This window comes from Nonomuraea sp. NPDC050227, assembly GCF_044459705.1.
GTDB lineage: Bacteria > Actinomycetota > Actinomycetes > Streptosporangiales > Streptosporangiaceae > Nonomuraea.
On the sequence record NZ_JBITJF010000015.1, the window covers coordinates 114,325 to 129,684 of the forward strand.

Consider the following 15,360-nt stretch of genomic DNA (forward strand, 5'->3'; position numbering starts at 1 on the left):
CTCAAGGGTTCGCCTCCATCATCGCGGGTAACGGAACGGTGACGTCGAGTATCGAACGGGGAGGGCGTCGTGAAGCGTCCCATCATCTGTGCCGCGATCCTGGCCCTGGGCGTCACGGGCTGCACGAACACCGGATACGACACCGGGCAGCACCTGCCGCAGAACGACGGCGCGAACGCCGACGCCAAGGGCGTCATGCACGTGCGCAACGCCCACCTTCGGGCCGCCGCCGGCCAGGCGGCCTCCCCGACCTCGCCCGCCGCCGAGCAGACCCTCTACGCCGTGCTGATCAACGACGGCCACAAGCCCGACCAGCTCCAGCGGATCACCGTCGACGGCGGCGGCGGCTCGGTGCAGCTCTCCGCCGCAGCCGCCGACATCCGGCCCGGCCAGCCCGTGGGCGCCAATGACCAGCCGCTCGGCACGGTCACCGGCGTACGCGGCGCCACCGTGCCGATGACCTTCACCTTCCGCGACGCCGGGGCCGTGCGCGTGTACGTGCCCGTGAAGCAGAACGCGACCCAGTCCCCCGCCGGCTCGCCCGGCCCCGCGACCACTCCGGCGGCGCCGGGCCACGCGCCGCCCCACGCGCCCCGTCACCGGACCGGCCACTCAACCGGCCACTGACGGCCGCGGCGCCGACAGCAGCCGGTCCAGCTCGGCGGCGATCATCGGCAGGTCGGCGTCCGGGTCGGCGGAGCGGGCCAGCAGCATGCCGCCCTCGCAGACGGCGCCGAACACGAGCTGCGCGCGGGCGGGCGCGTTCCCGCCCTCGATCCGGCCGCCCTCGGCGGCCCGGCGCAGGCCGCCGGCCAGGACGCGCAGCAGGTGGTCGTACTCGATCTCGCGGGCGGTCTCCCAGCCCAGCACCGAGGGCGCGTCGAGCAGCACGATCTGCCGGAAGCCCGGGTCGAGGCAGTGCTCCAGGAAGGTGCGCAGGCCCCGGCGCAGCGCCGCCAGCGGGTCGTCCTCCTGGGCCCCGGCGTGCTCCAGGGCCGCCGCGACCTCGGCCAGCTCGCCGGTGAACGCCGCCTTGAACAGCGCCGGCTTGCCGCCGAAGTGGTGGTAGGCGGCCCCCTTGGTCACCCCCGCGCGGGCGGCGACGGCGTCGATCGAGGTGTCGGCGTAGCCGTTCTCGCCGAACAGCCGGCGTGCGGCGCCCACCAGCCGCGCCGTCGTCTCGTCCGTGCGTTCTGCCTGGGTACGGCGGCTCATTGACTTCCATACTCCTAGTACGTATGTTCGAATCACGTACCAGAAGTATGGAACATGGAGGCCGATCGTGTCCGCAGAACCCATCGCCGTCTACGGAGCAAGTGGTCATACCGGACGCCTGGTGGCGGCGGAATTACGCGCCCGCGGCCTGGAGGTGATCCTGGCCGGCCGCGACGCCGCCCGCCTCAAGGCCGTCTCCGACGAGCTCGGCGGAGCCCGCGTGCACGAGGCCCCGCTCGACGACGCCGACGCCCTGCGGGCCCTCACCGCCGAGGCCGGCGTGCTGGTCCACTGCGCCGGGCCCTTCACCGACACCGGCCGGCCCGTGGCCCGCGCCGCGGCGGCGTCCGGCTGCCACTACGTCGACCACGCCCTGGAGCAGCACCACACCAAGTGGATGTTCGACACCATGTCCGAGCCCGCCGCGGCCGCGGGCATCACGATGATCACGGCCATGAGCTTCTACGGCGGCATGGGCGACCTGCTGGCCGCGGCCGTGTCCGCCGGGCTGACCGGCATCGACCGGGTGACCAGCGCGTACGCCGTGTCCGGCTGGCGGCTGACCACCGGCGCGCGCAAGACCGCCGAGCTGCTGTTCGCCGACACCCGCCGCATCACCTTCAGCGACGGCGCCCAGCACGTCGGGTACGTCGAGCCGCGCAACGCCGTCTTCCCCTTCCCGCCGCCGCTCGGACCGCGGACGATGATCGCGCCGATCCCGTCGTCGGAGGTCGTCACCGTGCCCAGGCACGTGCCGGCCCGCTGGGTCGAGGCGCAGCTCACCGCGCACACCTTCGAGGAGGAGGGCGCGTTCACCGGCGAGGCCGCCGACCCGGAGACCAGGGCGGGCTCGGAGTTCACCGTGGCCGTCCAGGTCGTCACCGAGGACGGCGGCGCGGCCGGCCGGATCACCGGCCGCGACCTGTGGCGGCTCAGCGCGCTGGCCTCGGTCGAGGCCGCGGTGCGGCTGGCCGGCGGGCACGGGCCCGGGCCCGGCGTCTTCGCCCCGGCCGAGGCGTTCCCCGCCGAGCCGTTCCTGCGCGACCTCGAAGCACTCGGGCTGCTCCGGCTCACCCTGCCGGGAAGGAGCGGGCGATGATCCTGGTCACGGGCGCGGCCGGCGGCCCCCAGGGCGGCACCGGCCGGCAGGTCGCCGAACAGCTGCTCCAGCGCGACCAGCCGGTGCGCGCCTTCGTGCACCGCGACGACGAGCGCGCCGGCGAGCTGCGCAAGCTCGGCGCGGACGTCGTCGTCGGCGACCTGCGCGAGATCAGGGACGTGCGGCCCGCGATGCGTGGGGTGCGGCGGGCGTACTTCACCTATCCGGTGACGGCCGGGCTGCTCGACGCGACCGGCGCGTTCGCGGCGGCGGCCAGGGAGGAGGGGGTGGAGCGGGTGGTCGAGGTCTCCCAGCTCGACGCCCAGCCCGAGGCCGGGACGCCGCGCATGCGCCGCCACTGGCTGTCGGAGCAGGTCTTCGACTGGGCGGGGGTGGGCGCGGTGCACCTGCGCGCGGCGGTCTTCTTCGAGAACCTGGCCGTCGTGGCGGACGCGTACGGCGAGCTGGCCCTCCCGCTGGGCCCGCCGGACACGCTGATCCCGCTCGTCGCCGCCGCCGACGTGGCGCGGGTGGGCGCGGGCCTGCTGCTGGACCCGGCGCCGGCCGACCCGGTGTGCCTGGTGACGGGCCAGATGGCGACGGCCGCCGAGGCCGCCGACGCCCTCGGCGTGCGCTATGCGGACCTGCCGCCCGAGGAGTGGGAGCGGCGGGCGCACGAGGTGTACCGCGACCCGTACGCCGTCGAGCACCTGAGCCACCTGTGGGCGATCTTCCGCTTCATCGGCTCCGGCGACCACCCGCTCTACCGGGTCACCGAGAGCATCGAGCGCGTCGGCGGGCGTCGTCCGGTGACGATCGGGGAGTTCGCCGCCGCCCGGCGCTGACCCCGTCCTGGCCGGCCCGCCTCCACCAGGTCGGTCAGCGCAGGCCGGCGAGCACGCCGCGGGCGACGGCCTCCCGCCCGGCCTCCTCCTCGGCCGCCGCCGCCTGCTCGGCCGCCATCCGCACGTCGTAGGCGGCGCGGGCCGTGGCGATCTCGCCCTGGTGCTCCTCGGTCCAGGTGACCAGGGCGCGGATGGTGGCGTGCAACGTGCCGCCGAGGGGCGTCAGCGCGTAGTCCACGCGGGGCGGCACGGTCGGATGGACGGTACGGCTTACCAGGCCGTCGCGCTCCAGGTGACGCAGGGTCCTGGTCAGCATGCGCTGGCTCACGCCGTCGATCATGCGGCGCAGCTCGGTGAAGCGCAGGCTGCGCCGGTCGAGCAGCGCGATCACCTGGAGCGACCACTTGTCGGCGATCCGGTCGAGGATCTGCCTGACCTCGCAGTCCTCCCGCTGGTCCCATTGCAGCACGTCGTAGTCGGTATCCCCGCAGTGACCGAGGGACATCGAAGTTCCGTCTTCCATGGCTCCTTATGGTGACCAAAAATGCTGCTGGTTACAAGAAGGAACCGACCATTATGGAAGGAATGCACCATGTCTCCCTCGAACCACCCCCGCATGGGGGCGCGCGCGTGGAGCGCGCTGTTCGTCCTGGCGGGGGCCGTCTTCCTGGAAGGCATCGACGTGGCCATGCTCAACGTGGCGCTGCCGTCGATCCGCGCCGATCTCGGCCTGTCCACCGGCACGCTCAGCGGCGTGGTCAGCGCGTACGTGCTGGGTTACGGCGGCTTCATGCTGCTGGGCGGCCGGGCCGCCGACCTGCTCGGCCACCGCCGCATGTTCCTGACCTGGCTGACGGTGTTCCTGCTCTTCTCCGGCCTGGGCGGCCTGGCGACCGAAGGATGGATGTTGCTGGTCGCCCGGTTCGTCACGGGGGTCGCCGCCGCGTTCATGGCGCCCGCCGGGCTGGCGCTGGTCACCGGCAACTTCCCCGAGGGCCCGCAGCGCACCAAGGCGCTCGGCGTGTACGCCGGGACCGCGGCGGGCGGCTTCTCGCTCGGCCTGGTCGCCGGCGGCCTGCTGGCCTCGATCGGCTGGCGCTGGGTGTTCTTCGCCCCCGTCGTGCTGTCGGCGGTGATCCTGCTGGCCGCCGTCCCGCTGGTCAAGGACTCCGGCGAACGGGTGCGGGGCTCGTTCGACCTGGCCGGGGCGTTGACCATCACCGGCTCGATGTTGCTGCTCGTGTACGGCGTGGTCCGCCTGGAGGCCCCCGCGGACGGCTCCGGCGTCACCGTCGCGACGTTCGCCGCCGGGCTGCTGCTGCTCGCCCTGTTCGTGCTGATCGAACGCCGCTCGTCCAACCCGCTGGTCCGGCTGGACATCCTGCGCTCGGGGCCGCTCGTCCGGGCCAACCTCGGCGCGCTGCTCTTCCTGGCCTCGTTCGCCGGGTTCCAGTTCCTGGCCACGCTCTACCTGCAGGAGGTGCGCGGCTGGAGCACCCTGCAGACCGGCCTGGCCATGCTGGTGATCGGCGTCGACACGGTGCTGGCCCCCACGCTCACGCCGCGCCTGGTGAACAGGTTCGGCAACGCCCGCGTGCTGTTCGCCGGGATCGTACTGTCGGCGCTGGCGTACGCGCTGTTCCTGCCGGTCGGCCCGGACTGGACGTACGCCGCCATGCTGCCCACCATGCTCCTGCTCGGCCTGGCCTTCTCGCTGACCTACGGCCCGCTGACCATGGCCGCGACCGAGGGCGTGGCGGAGGACCGGCAGGGCCTGGCCGGCGGCCTGCTCTACACCGCGATGCAGTTCGGCACCGCGCTCGGCCTGTCGGCGGTCACCGCCGTGAACGTGGCCGCGCTCGGCGGCGGCGCCGCGCCGACCCTGGACTCTCTGCGGATCGCCCTGGCCGTCCCGGTGGCCGTCGCGGTGGCGGCCGTGCTGGTGACCGCGTTCGGCCTGCGTGCCCGCGCCGCCGCCGCGCCCGTCGAGAGCCCGGTGCCCGAGACCGTCGGCTAGGACGGGTCCGCCCCCGGCTCCTTGCGCACCCGGGAGAGCTTGTCGGGGTTCGCGACCGTGTAGATGTCGCGCACCTGCGACCCGTCGGAGGTCAGATCGACGACCATGACGGCGAACGGCGCGTTATCCACGAACACCACCGCCGAGGGGTCCCCGTTGGTCTCCCGGTACTGGATGTCCAGCCCCTCCATCGGCTGCGCGGTGCGCGCGACGAGCAGCCGGGCCACCTTGTCGCGGCCCCGGACCGGACGCGGCCCGCCCACCACGGACTTGCCGCCGCCGTCGGCCCACAGGGTCACCTCCGGCGCCAGCAGCTCCATCAGCGCGTCGAGGTCGCCGCCGAACGCCGCCGCCACGAACCGCTCGGTCACCTCCTGCTGGACGTGCGCGTCCACCCGGTACCGCGGACGCCGGGCCTGCACGTGCTCGCGGGCCCGGTGCGCGAGCTGGCGTACGGCGGCGGGGCTGCGGCCGAGCATGCCGGCGATCTCGGCGTGCTGGAAGGCGAACACCTCGTGCAGGACGAACACGGCCCGCTCCAGCGGGGTCAGCGTCTCCAGCACCACCAGCAGGGCCAGCGACACCGACTCGCCCCGCACCACGTCCTCCGCCCCGTCGGCCGCCCCGTCAGCCGCGGTGACCAGGGGTTCGGGCAGCCACGGCCCGACGTAGGTCTCGCGGCGGCGGCGCAGCGCCGACTGGTGCGCGAGCGCCTGGTTCACGGCGATGCGCACCAGGTAGGCGCGCGGGTTGCCGATCTCGTCCGGGTCCCGCGACGACCAGGCCAGCCAGGTGTCCTGGAGCACGTCCTCGGTGTCGGAGACGCTGCCGAGCATGTTGTAGACGATGGAGAACAGCAGCTCCCTGTGGCCGCCGAAAACGTCCGTCATTCCAGGCATCATGTCCTTTGAGAGCCTTTGCGGCCCCCGGGTGTGACATGAACTGCGTCACACCAGGTAACGCAGCCACAGGTACGGCGTCGCCAGCGCGACCGTCGTCGCGGTGACGATCAGACCGTACTTCGTGAACTGCCAGAAGCTGATCGGGGTGCCGTTGCGGGCGGCGATGCCGAGGATGACCACGTTCGCCGCCGCGCCCACGGCGGTGGCGTTGCCGCCCAGGTCGGCGCCGAGCGCCAGGGCCCACCACAACACCTGCGCCGGCCCCTCCCCGCCGTTGGCCTGGACGAGGTCGGCGACGATCGGGCTCATGGTGGCCACGTACGGGATGTTGTCGACGATGGCGGAAAGGCCCGCCGAGGCCCACAGCAGGACCATCGTGGTCAGCCCGAGCCGGCCGTGCGTGGCCTGCGCGGCGGCCTGGGAGACCTGGGCGATGACCCCGGTCTCCACCAGCGCGCCGACCATGACGAACAGCCCCGCGAAGAACACCAGCGTGGGCCACTCGACCTCGGCGATCGCCTCCTCGGTGGTCACCTTGGTGAGCGCCACCAGCACGCCCGCGCCGAGCAGCGCCACCACCGACGGCTCGTAGTGCAGCACGGGATGCAGCACGAACGCCGCCATCACCACCGCGAGCACGGCCAGCGACTGCCACAGCAGCCTGCGGTCGGCGATGGCCTCGCGCTCGTCGAGCGTCATGATCTCGGCCGCCAGCTCGGGGTCGTAGCGGAACGACCGGCGGAACATCACCCGGCACAGCCCGATGAAGACCACGAGCAGCACCACGATCAGCGGGGCGAGATGCGCGAGGAAGTCGTTGAAGGTCAGCCCGCCGCGGCTGGCGATGATGATGTTGGGCGGGTCGCCGACCAGGGTGGCGGTGCCGCCGATGTTGGAGGCCATCGCCTCGGCGATGAGGAACGGCGCCACCGGCAGCGCCAGCCGCTCGCAGACCAGGAACGTCACCGGCGCGATCAGCAGCACGGTGGTCACGTTGTCCAGCAGCGCCGACGCGCCCGCGGTGATCAGGATCAGCAGCACCATGAGCCGGAACGGGCGCCCCCTGGCCCGTTTGGCGGCCCAGATGGCCAGGAACTCGAAGACGCCCGTCTGTTTCAGCACGCCGACGATGACCATCATGCCGAGCAGCAGGAAGATGACGTTCCAGTCGATGCCGGTGTGCTCGTCGAAGAAGGCCGCGCCGCCGTCGGTGGCGTGCAGCACCAGCATGATCCCCGCGCCGCCGAGCGCGGCGGCGACCCGGTGCACCTTCTCGGTGGCGATCAGCGTGTACGAGACGAGGAAGACGGCGACCGCCAGCCACGCGGTGACGGTCACGGCGGACCACCCGGGAAAGCCTTCAAGGAGAACTCCACGATCGACGGCAGAATCGCCGACCAGACTTCCCGGCACACCTCAGGACAACTTACCAAGATGCGCGGCCGGACGGGACCGGCGGACTGGCCGCCCGTACGGGGCCAGGCGCCGGTCGCGCCCGGTGGGGTGGCCGGTCAGCCGACGTTGAACTGCCCCTTGAAGCCCGCGTGCAGCACGCTGCCGGACGAGCCCGAGGCGCACGTGCCCGAACCGCCGAGCAGGTACGTGTCGAACCGGCCGGTGAACGTCCTGCCCCTGAACGGCCCGGACTGGATCGTCCCCGACACCTTGGCCGTGTCGTGCACGATCTCGACGATGCGCGCGCTGGCCTTGCTGGTCTGCCTGGTGCCCTTGATGGTCCAGTCGATGGTGACCGTGCCGGTGCCCCCGGGCGCGGCGGTCCCGGCGGCGGCGGCGCGGTCGCGGATGACGCCGTCGGACTGCCCCCAGCGCTCGCGGTCGTAGACGACGCGGTCGGCCAGGTTGCGCTCGTCCTGGTCGTGGATGATGCGGTCGGCCAGGCTGCGGCCCTCGCGGTTGTAGACGATGCGGTTGGACAGGCTGCGGTTCTCGGCGTCGCGGTCGCCGAACACGCGGTCGAAGGCGTTGCCCTCGCCGGACGGCCGCCCCCTGGTGATGGTGCGTCCGCCGCAGCTCGGGTTCACGCCGTTGAAGCTGGCTCTGAGCCGTGCCGCGGTGACGCCCGTGCCGCTGTGGTCGACGCAGTTCCACGGCTCCCGGCGGCTGACGGAACGGTCCAGGTGCAGCAGCCGCTGCGCCCCGGGAATGTACTGTGCCTGGCCGGACACGGTGCAGGAGATCACGGCCGCGGCGTGCGCGGCCCCCGGGACGACGGCCGGAGCCAGGACGGTCAGCCCGGCGGCGGCCAGGGCGGGCAGTGACGTGGCGAGAGTAGGCATGAGACTGCTCCTTTTCGAGGCAGGACGGGTCGGCGCATCGGGCCGACCTGTCACGACAGGACGGGTCGACGCGAGCCGGCCCGGGCCCGCCATCGCTCTCCGGTGAGAGGTCCCGATCTCGGACGCTACGAAGCGAACCGCAAACATCGCCCCAAATGGCCGCACGTGGCGTCCCAGATGTACGGACTCACCCCTGCCTGTCCGCCCTCGACATTCCCGGCAGCGCAGGCGCGGCAGCCCGGCAGCCGGAGCAGGCGATCAGAGGAGGTCGTGCGCGCGGGCCGCGGCGGCCGCCTGCGTACGGGTGGAGACCTCCAGCTTGGCCAGGATGTTGGAGACGTGCACGCTCACCGTCTTCTGCGCGATGAACAGCCGCCCGGCGATCTCCTTGTTGGTAAGCCCCTCGGCGACCAGCCGCAACACCTCGACCTCGCGCGCGGTGAGCCCGCCCTCGGCCTGCCCGCCGCCGAACCTGGCCCGCCTGCCGAACTCCGTCAGCGCGGCCTCCAGCGGCGCGGCCCGCAGCCGGCCGGCCGCCTCCTTGGCGAGGGACCACTCCTGCTGCGCCGCCTCGCGCTCACCGGCCGCGAGCAGCGCCTCGGCCAGCCGCCAGCGCGCCCTGGCCACCTCGTAGACGAAGCCGAAGTCGAACGCCGCGACCACCTCGCGCCACAGCTCGACGTCGAGCCGCCCGTGGAGGCGGTGCCAGTCGGCCTCCACGCGCAGCGCCCACGCCTGGCCCTCGGGGCCGAGGTGGCCGCCGTCGCCGGTCGGCCCTCTCGTGGCGGCGAACCGGGCGCGGGCCAGCAGGTCGTCGGCCCCCTCGGTGGTGCCCAGCTCGGCCATCGCCCACAGGCTGACGGCGGCCAGCCGCAGCGTGCCCGACTCGCCCTCGTCGAGCGTGGCCATGGCCGCGTGGGCGTGGTCGAGCGCGGCGGCCGGGTCGCCGTTCCACAGGGCGTGCTCGGCGGCCATGCCCCGCGACATGTACGTCGCCAGCGGGTCGTGCCAGAACGGGCGCAGCCACCCCAGCCGCGCCTCCACCGCGGGCAACCCCCGCCCCACCTCGATGAACAGGGCGAAGGACGACAGGATGGCCTCCGACAACGTGCCCACCCGCGCGCCGAACCCGGCGGCCACCGCCTCCGCGGCGTCCCACTCGCCGGCGACGTAGTGGATGAGCAGGCGCAGGAAGCGCAGGTCGGTGCCGTAGGTGCTCCAGTTGAGGCCGGTGTGGACGGCCAGCTTGATGCCGTCGTCGGCGACCTCGGCGGCCTGGGCCGGCAGGCCCTGCTCGTAGAGGATGCGGGCGTGGTGGAAGCGGGCCCGCAGATCCATCGCCAGGTCGCCGGTCTCCCGGGCGGAGGCGCTCTCGACCAGCGAATGGGCGCGGGCGACGTCGCCCCGCTGCTCGACGTAGCTGGCCAGCGTGAGCAGCGCGCCCACCTCGGCGTCGACGGCGTCGCAGGCGCGGGCCGTCTCCAGGGCGCGCGCGGTCAGCGGCTCGACCTCGTGGTGGCGCGGCGTCCACAGCAGCGTGCGAGCCTGCGTGGCGAGGGCACGGGCGAGGCTCGGCTCGTCTTCGGCGCTCTCGACCGCGCGCTCGGCCGCCGCGATGGCGCCGGGCGGGTCGTTGGTCTCGTAGAGGTAGTACGCCAGCCGCTCCTCCACCTCGGAAGTCGAGGGCAGCGCGCGCAGCCGGTGGACCGCGCGGTGGTTGTCGCCGCTGTCGGCCGCCGCGACGGCGCTGCGGAAGGCCAGCGCGACCCGGCTCTCCCCGGCCAGCCCGGCGGCGCCCTCGACGCGGTCCCACAGGCCGAGCGCCTGGTCGTAGTGGTTGTGGGCCTCGGCGGGCGCACCCAGCCGCTCGGCCTCGCGGCCTGCCTGCGCCGAGGCCGCCAGCGCCCCGGCCAGGTCGTGGCTGGCGAGGTGGTGGTGGGCCAGCTCGGCGGGCGAGGTGAGCAGCCGGGCGAAGTCGGCATGGAGCCGCGTGCGCTCGCCGGGCAGCAGGTCGGTGTAGACGGCCTCCTGCAGCAGGGCGTGGCGGAAGGCGTAGCCGTGGCCATGCACCTTGAGCAGGCCGCGCGAGACGATCTCCCTGACCGCCTCCTCGAACTCGGCCAGCGGCAGCCCCGCCACCTCGCGCAGCAGGTCGTCCTCCACCCGGCGGCCGGCCACCGCGGCGGCGCGCAGCACCCGCTGCCCGGCCTCGGACAGCACCTCGACCCGCGACAGCAGCAGGCTGGCCAGCCCGTCGGGCAGGCTGTCGCCCTCGGACATGGCCGCGAACAGCTCTTCGGCGTAGAACGGGTTGCCCTCGGCGCGCGAGACGATGAGCCCGAGCTCCTGCGCGTCCACCTGCCCCAAGGTGGTGACATAGTCCGACATTTCGCCGGATTCCAGCGGGCCGAGTTCCACGTTCGTCACCGACGGCAGCCGCTTCAGCTCGGCCAGCACCGCGCGCAGCGGATGGCGGCGGTGGAGGTCGTCGGTGCGGTAGGTGCCGGCCACGCAGACGCGCTCGCTCTGGAGCATGCGGCTGAGGAAGACCAGCAGGTCGCGGGTGGAACGGTCGGCCCAGTGGAGGTCTTCGATCACGAACAGCACCGGCTGGACGTCGGCCAGCAGCCCCAGCAGCGACCCGAACAGCCGCTGCTGGGTGAGCCCGGCCGACGGCGCCCCGCTCTCCCGGCCCGGCAGGAGCTGGCCCAGCATGGGATGGGCGGCGACCGCCTCGCGCACGCCGGGCTCGGCCCCGCGCAGCGCGTCGGCCAGCGGCAGGTAGGGCAGCGCGTCGCCCAGCTCGGCGCACTGGCCGACCATGACGTGGAAGCCGCGCTCGCGCGCCTCGGCGACCAGCTCACCGGCCAGGCGCGTCTTGCCGATCCCCGCGTCGCCGCCGACGAGCGCGACCCCGGCCGTGCCGTCGGCCGCGGACTCCAGCACACGCACGAGCTTGGACAGCTCGGCCGAGCGCCCGACGAGAAGACCGTTCACGCCAGCAAGTGTGCCACGCGCCTGTGACATTCCATTGGTCCGCCCGGCCGCCGCGGGATTGGCCCTCATCGTCGAACCGGACCCGCTCTACGCTGCTCTTTCGTGATCTCCTTGACGACTTTCGCGCTCTTCATGACGGCCTCGCTCGCCCTGGTGCTCGTCCCCGGCCCCAACCACCTCTACATCACCGCGCGGGGCCTGGCCCAGGGCAGGGCCGCCGGGCTGGCCAGCGCGCTCGGCGTGGAGACCGGGACGCTGGTGCACATCGCCGCCGCGGCGGCCGGGCTCTCGTACGTGATCTCGCGGTCGGCGACGCTGTTCGCGGTCGTCAAGTGGGCCGGCGTGGCCTACCTCGTCTACCTGGGCGTGCGCGCCTTCACCGCCAAGGACGCGCAGGCCGGGACGCCGCCCGTGCAGCCGCTGGCCAAGGTGTTCCTCGAAGGGGTCCTGGTCAACGTGCTCAACCCCAAGGTGGCGCTGTTCTTCGTGGCGTTCCTCCCGCACTTCGTGGACCCCGGCGCCGGCTCGCCGGCGCTGCAGATCGTCGTGTTCGGCCTGACGCTGCTGCTCCTGGGGCTCGTCTCCGACGTCGTGTACGCCCTCACCGCCGGCACCCTCGGCACCCGGCTGACCAGGGGCGCCAAGGCCCTGCGGTACGTCAGCGGCGTCGTCTACCTGGGGCTCGGCGTGGCCATGGCGTTCGCCGGGAGAAAATGACCTATGGCGCCGAGGAAGCAGCAGGAGATCTTCGACGCGACCCTGTGGATGGTCGCGGAGAAGGGCTACGACGGGCTCACCGTCGAGGGGGTCGCCGAGCGCTCGGGGGTCAACAAGACGACGATCTACCGGTGGTGGCCGTCCAAGGCGGCGCTGCTGGTGGCCGCGATGATCGAGTCGGACGTGCTGGCGTTCGAGCCGCCGGACACCGGGTCGTTCCGCGGCGACCTGGTGGCGCTGGTCGAGCAGGTCGGGCGGCTGCTCACCGAGCCGCCCGGCAGCGACATCGCGGTCGCGGCGCTGGCCGCCGCCGTGCGCCATCCCGAGCTCGACGTCCGCCGGTTCTTCGCCGACCGGTTCGCGCGGGAACGCGTGGTGTTCGAGCGCGCGGTGCGGCGGGGTGAGCTGAGCGCGTCCGCCGACCCGTTGCTGATCATGGATCTGCTGGCCGGGGCCGTGTGGATGCGCACGGTCTTCCGCGGCCTGCCGCTGCCCGGCGGCTTCGCCGAGAAGGCCGTCTCGGCCCTGCTCGACGCCTTCTGAGCGGCGGCGCCTGATTCGGGGCTCGGTGGGTCAGCCGGCGGCGGCGAGGGCGGCCGGGATGCGGTCGAGCACCGGGTGCGGCACCAGACCGTAGGCGTAGAAGTCGACCGCCAGCGCGCCCGCCGCCTTCGCGCCCCTGGCCTTGGCCACCAGGCGGTCGGTCGAGTCGCTGTCGGGGTAGCCGGGCCGCAGCACCGCCCGCACCTCGCGGTCCTTGCCCACCGACCGCAGGTACGCGCCCACGTCGTCGGCCACCCGCGCCGCGTCCCGCGCGTACGCCAGCACGCCGAAGGCGGGCACCAGGTCGCCCAGCGCCACCAGGTCCACGCCGAGCTGCCAGGCGTCGTGGGCGGCCAGGCCCGGCGTCGGCAGGCCGTCCCGGTAGCCCTTCACCGCGCCGGTGGAGTCGATGAAGACCAGCTTGGAGCCCTCTTCCGCGACCGCCGACGACACCTCGGAGACCAGCGTGGTGACGGTCTCCGAGCGCGCCCGCGCGTACGCCACCACCTCGGGCCCGGCGTAGGCGGTGAGCGCCGCCCTGGTCACCTCGCCCTGCGCGGCCGGGTCGCCGTCGAAGACGCCGCCCACGATCCGCGCGCACTCCTCGCGCGCCACCTCGGCGTTCACGCCCAGGTCGGTGGCCCGGCGCATGCAGTAGTCGCAGAAGCAGAGCCCGAACAGGAACGTGTCCATGGGGCCGAGCTGCACGAACGAGCGCTGCGGCTGGACCGGCGTGAAGTGCAGCGCCTCGGCGACCACGCTCTCGACGCCCAGCCGGGCCACCGCCCTGGCCAGCGCGACGGAGTATGCGCGCACGTCGGGATGGGCCGGGCACAGGTCGACGAGCGAGCCGCGGTCGCCGAAGCAGTCGCGCACGGTCACGTCGGGGTGCTCGTTGCCGAGCGTGGCGTTGCGCAGGAAGACCGTCCAGCCGTGGAGCTTCAGGCCGCGCCCGGCGCACGCCTCGCGCAGCCCGTCGAGGGCGTGGACGTGGCCGGGCACGGGGGCGAGCCGCAGCCCGTCGAACAGCTCGGCGGGCGGGGTGAAGTGGGCGCCGTCGTGCCTGACGGTCAGCCGGGACAGTCCGTGCGGGGTGACGTCGCGCGCGGCGTGGTGGACGGCGCCGACCGTGACCCCGCCCACGCCGTACGCGCTGATCCTGTCGAGCACCCGCTCGACGCCCTCACCGTGCAGGTCCTCGGCGAAGACGTATACCGAACTGTCCACGTGCAGACCTTACGCGCTCTTGTGCGCGACGAAGTCGATCTCCACCAGGATGTTCATGAGCTGCGAGCCCACCGTCGTCCGCACCGGGTACGGCTGGGTGAAATAGCTCTTGTACACCTCGTTGTACGCGGCGAAGTCCTCCTTCACGTTCTGGAGGTGGACCGTCGACTTGACGACGTCGTCGAAGCCGAGGCCGTGGGCGGCGAGGATGGCCCCGAGGTTCTTCATGACCTGGTGGGTCTGGGCGGCCACGTCGTCGCCGACGATCTCGCCGGTGTGCGGGTCGAGCGGGCCCATGCCGGAGGTGAAGACGAAGTCGCCCACCACGAGCCCCTGGGAGTACGCCCCGACCGGCGCGGCGCCCTCGGTGGTCTTGAGCTCTTTCTTCACGAAATCTCCCTAGAAATCGGTGTGAATCGTGCCGACGACACGGTAATCCCGGTCCACCAACGGCAGCACGCGCCACTTGTCGAACGCGGTGCACGGGTGTGAGATCCCGAAGGCCAGCAGGTCGCCCGGCTTGAGCCCGTCGGCCCGGACGACGGTGTGCTGGTCCTGCATCTTCGTGATCGTGACGCCGCTGCGGCGCGGCACCGGCAGGCCCTCGTCGTAGGGCGCGTCGCGCTTGCCCATGCCCACGATCGCGAGACCCGGCTCGGGCGTGGACAACACGTGCGCCCACACCTCAAGGGCCGGCCGCAGCTCGCCCTCCATCCGGTTGAACGGCGTGCGCTCCCGGTAGTAGCCGTCGTCGTGGGTGACGTACGCACCGCTGCGCAGCAGGATCCTGGCGTGCGTGGTGACCAGCTCGCGCCCGATCACGTCGAACCACTGGCTGCCGCCGATCGTCAGGATCGGGGTGCGCACGCGGACGTGCTCGACGGCCTCCTGCAGCACGCCCAGGTACCGCCGCACCTCGTCGGCGCTCTTCAGCGCCCCTTCGTACCCGGCGACGCCGGCCAGCTCGACGCCGGGCGTCTCCTGCGCGTACGCGGCCACCCTCAGCAGCTCGTCGAGGGTGCGGCAGCCGGCTCGTCCGCCAGCGTGCCCGAGCTCCACCAGCACCCGGAACGGCCGGGTCGAGGCGTGCCGGGCGAGAATGTCCACCCCGGCCTCGGAGTCGACGAAGCTGAGGAACTCGAAGGCGGGGTCGCGGTCGAGCTCGCCGGCGGCCCAGGTCAGCCCGGCGGTGTCGACGACCTGGTTGGCCACCATGATCCGGTCGCCGCCGTAGCCGCGGGCGATCCTGGCCTGCCGGGTCGTGGCGACCGTCAGCCCCCAGGCGCCCGCTTCGAGCTGCATCGCGGAGATCTCTGGCGACATGTGCGTCTTGACGTGCGGAGCCAGCTCCATGCCGTGGTCGCGGGCGAAGGCCGCCATCGTGGCCACGTTGTGCTCCAGCGCGTCGCGGTGCACGATCATCAGCGGATAGCCGAGCTCGCCGTCGAGGACGGACTGCCCAAGGATCACCTGCACGACACCCCCCTTTTATCCGCGTCTG

Annotated in this window: 15 protein-coding genes; 6 read left to right on the forward strand and 9 right to left on the reverse strand. The window is 73.0% G+C overall.

Annotated elements, in window-relative coordinates; genetic code table 11:
• The first annotated feature begins 69 nt into the window (after window positions 1–69).
• Window positions 70–627, forward strand: a complete 558-nt coding sequence (locus ACIBK9_RS43520; protein ID WP_397164846.1) for a hypothetical protein — start codon at window positions 70–72, stop codon at window positions 625–627.
• Here the strand turns inward: ACIBK9_RS43520 and ACIBK9_RS43525 are convergent.
• Entirely contained in the window at window positions 613–1,215 is a 603-nt protein-coding gene (locus tag ACIBK9_RS43525; protein ID WP_397164848.1) for a TetR/AcrR family transcriptional regulator, read from the reverse strand. The genes ACIBK9_RS43520 and ACIBK9_RS43525 overlap by 15 nt on opposite strands.
• A gap of 67 nt (window positions 1,216–1,282) precedes the next feature.
• Here ACIBK9_RS43525 and ACIBK9_RS43530 point away from each other — a divergent pair, with 67 nt between their 5' ends.
• Window positions 1,283–2,314, forward strand: a complete 1,032-nt coding sequence (locus ACIBK9_RS43530; RefSeq protein WP_397164850.1) for a saccharopine dehydrogenase NADP-binding domain-containing protein — start codon at window positions 1,283–1,285, stop codon at window positions 2,312–2,314.
• On the forward strand, window positions 2,311–3,159 hold the full coding sequence (locus tag ACIBK9_RS43535; RefSeq protein WP_397164852.1) for an NAD(P)H-binding protein: 849 nt from the start codon (window positions 2,311–2,313) through the stop codon (window positions 3,157–3,159). Before ACIBK9_RS43530 ends, ACIBK9_RS43535 begins: the two co-directional genes overlap by 4 nt.
• 34 nt (window positions 3,160–3,193) lie before the next feature.
• Here the strand turns inward: ACIBK9_RS43535 and ACIBK9_RS43540 are convergent, their stop codons facing one another.
• Window positions 3,194–3,682 (reverse strand): helix-turn-helix domain-containing protein, encoded by a 489-nt coding sequence (locus ACIBK9_RS43540; protein WP_358282985.1) that lies wholly within the window; start codon window positions 3,680–3,682, stop codon window positions 3,194–3,196.
• Window positions 3,683–3,751: 69 nt separating this feature from the next.
• Here ACIBK9_RS43540 and ACIBK9_RS43545 point away from each other — a divergent pair, with 69 nt between their 5' ends.
• Window positions 3,752–5,176, forward strand: coding sequence for an MFS transporter (locus ACIBK9_RS43545; RefSeq protein ID WP_397164853.1), 1,425 nt, complete (start codon window positions 3,752–3,754; stop codon window positions 5,174–5,176).
• Here ACIBK9_RS43545 and sigJ read toward each other — a convergent pair.
• The 4 genes from sigJ to ACIBK9_RS43565 form a co-directional block, all read right to left on the reverse strand.
• Window positions 5,173–6,066, reverse strand: coding sequence for an RNA polymerase sigma factor SigJ (sigJ, locus tag ACIBK9_RS43550; protein ID WP_397164855.1), 894 nt, complete (start codon window positions 6,064–6,066; stop codon window positions 5,173–5,175). The genes ACIBK9_RS43545 and sigJ overlap by 4 nt on opposite strands.
• Before the next feature lie 57 nt (window positions 6,067–6,123).
• On the reverse strand, window positions 6,124–7,416 hold the full coding sequence (locus tag ACIBK9_RS43555; RefSeq protein WP_397164856.1) for an ArsB/NhaD family transporter: 1,293 nt from the start codon (window positions 7,414–7,416) through the stop codon (window positions 6,124–6,126).
• A 173-nt stretch (window positions 7,417–7,589) separates the two neighbouring features.
• On the reverse strand, window positions 7,590–8,375 hold the full coding sequence (locus ACIBK9_RS43560) for a hypothetical protein (RefSeq protein ID WP_397164857.1): 786 nt from the start codon (window positions 8,373–8,375) through the stop codon (window positions 7,590–7,592).
• A gap of 258 nt (window positions 8,376–8,633) precedes the next feature.
• Window positions 8,634–11,372, reverse strand: coding sequence for an AAA family ATPase (locus tag ACIBK9_RS43565; protein WP_397164859.1), 2,739 nt, complete (start codon window positions 11,370–11,372; stop codon window positions 8,634–8,636).
• A 102-nt stretch (window positions 11,373–11,474) separates the two neighbouring features.
• Between ACIBK9_RS43565 and ACIBK9_RS43570 the strand changes: the two genes are divergently transcribed.
• Complete coding sequence (locus ACIBK9_RS43570; RefSeq protein WP_397164861.1) at window positions 11,475–12,089, forward strand: LysE family translocator; 615 nt, start codon at window positions 11,475–11,477, stop codon at window positions 12,087–12,089.
• Between the two features lie 3 nt (window positions 12,090–12,092).
• Window positions 12,093–12,632: a TetR/AcrR family transcriptional regulator gene (locus ACIBK9_RS43575; RefSeq protein ID WP_397164863.1), complete on the forward strand. Its 540-nt coding sequence runs from the start codon at window positions 12,093–12,095 to the stop codon at window positions 12,630–12,632.
• Between the two features lie 30 nt (window positions 12,633–12,662).
• Here the strand turns inward: ACIBK9_RS43575 and ACIBK9_RS43580 are convergent, their stop codons facing one another.
• From ACIBK9_RS43580 to ACIBK9_RS43590, 3 genes are read right to left on the reverse strand one after another with little or no spacing between them, the layout of a single operon-like run.
• A complete protein-coding gene (locus tag ACIBK9_RS43580) occupies window positions 12,663–13,859 on the reverse strand; it encodes a hypothetical protein (protein WP_397164864.1) in 1,197 nt (398 codons plus the stop codon).
• Window positions 13,860–13,868: 9 nt separating this feature from the next.
• Window positions 13,869–14,249, reverse strand: coding sequence for a Rid family detoxifying hydrolase (locus tag ACIBK9_RS43585; protein WP_352349473.1), 381 nt, complete (start codon window positions 14,247–14,249; stop codon window positions 13,869–13,871).
• 9 nt (window positions 14,250–14,258) lie between these two features.
• Window positions 14,259–15,335 (reverse strand): alanine racemase, encoded by a 1,077-nt coding sequence (locus ACIBK9_RS43590; protein WP_397164865.1) that lies wholly within the window; start codon window positions 15,333–15,335, stop codon window positions 14,259–14,261.
• Window positions 15,336–15,360 lie beyond the last annotated feature (25 nt).

What these genes read in the sequence shown, in the direction of transcription:
- ACIBK9_RS43575 (WP_397164863.1), top strand. Translation starts at nt 12,093, where the DNA reads ATGGCGCCGAGGAAGCAGCAGGAGATCTTCGACGCGACCCTGTGGATG.
- sigJ (WP_397164855.1), bottom strand. Translation starts at nt 6,066, where the DNA reads ATGACGGACGTTTTCGGCGGCCACAGGGAGCTGCTGTTCTCCATCGTC.
- ACIBK9_RS43560 (WP_397164857.1), bottom strand. Translation starts at nt 8,375, where the DNA reads ATGCCTACTCTCGCCACGTCACTGCCCGCCCTGGCCGCCGCCGGGCTG.
- ACIBK9_RS43535 (WP_397164852.1), top strand. Translation starts at nt 2,311, where the DNA reads ATGATCCTGGTCACGGGCGCGGCCGGCGGCCCCCAGGGCGGCACCGGC.
- ACIBK9_RS43545 (WP_397164853.1), top strand. Translation starts at nt 3,752, where the DNA reads ATGTCTCCCTCGAACCACCCCCGCATGGGGGCGCGCGCGTGGAGCGCG.
- ACIBK9_RS43525 (WP_397164848.1), bottom strand. Translation starts at nt 1,215, where the DNA reads ATGAGCCGCCGTACCCAGGCAGAACGCACGGACGAGACGACGGCGCGG.
- ACIBK9_RS43540 (WP_358282985.1), bottom strand. Translation starts at nt 3,682, where the DNA reads ATGGAAGACGGAACTTCGATGTCCCTCGGTCACTGCGGGGATACCGAC.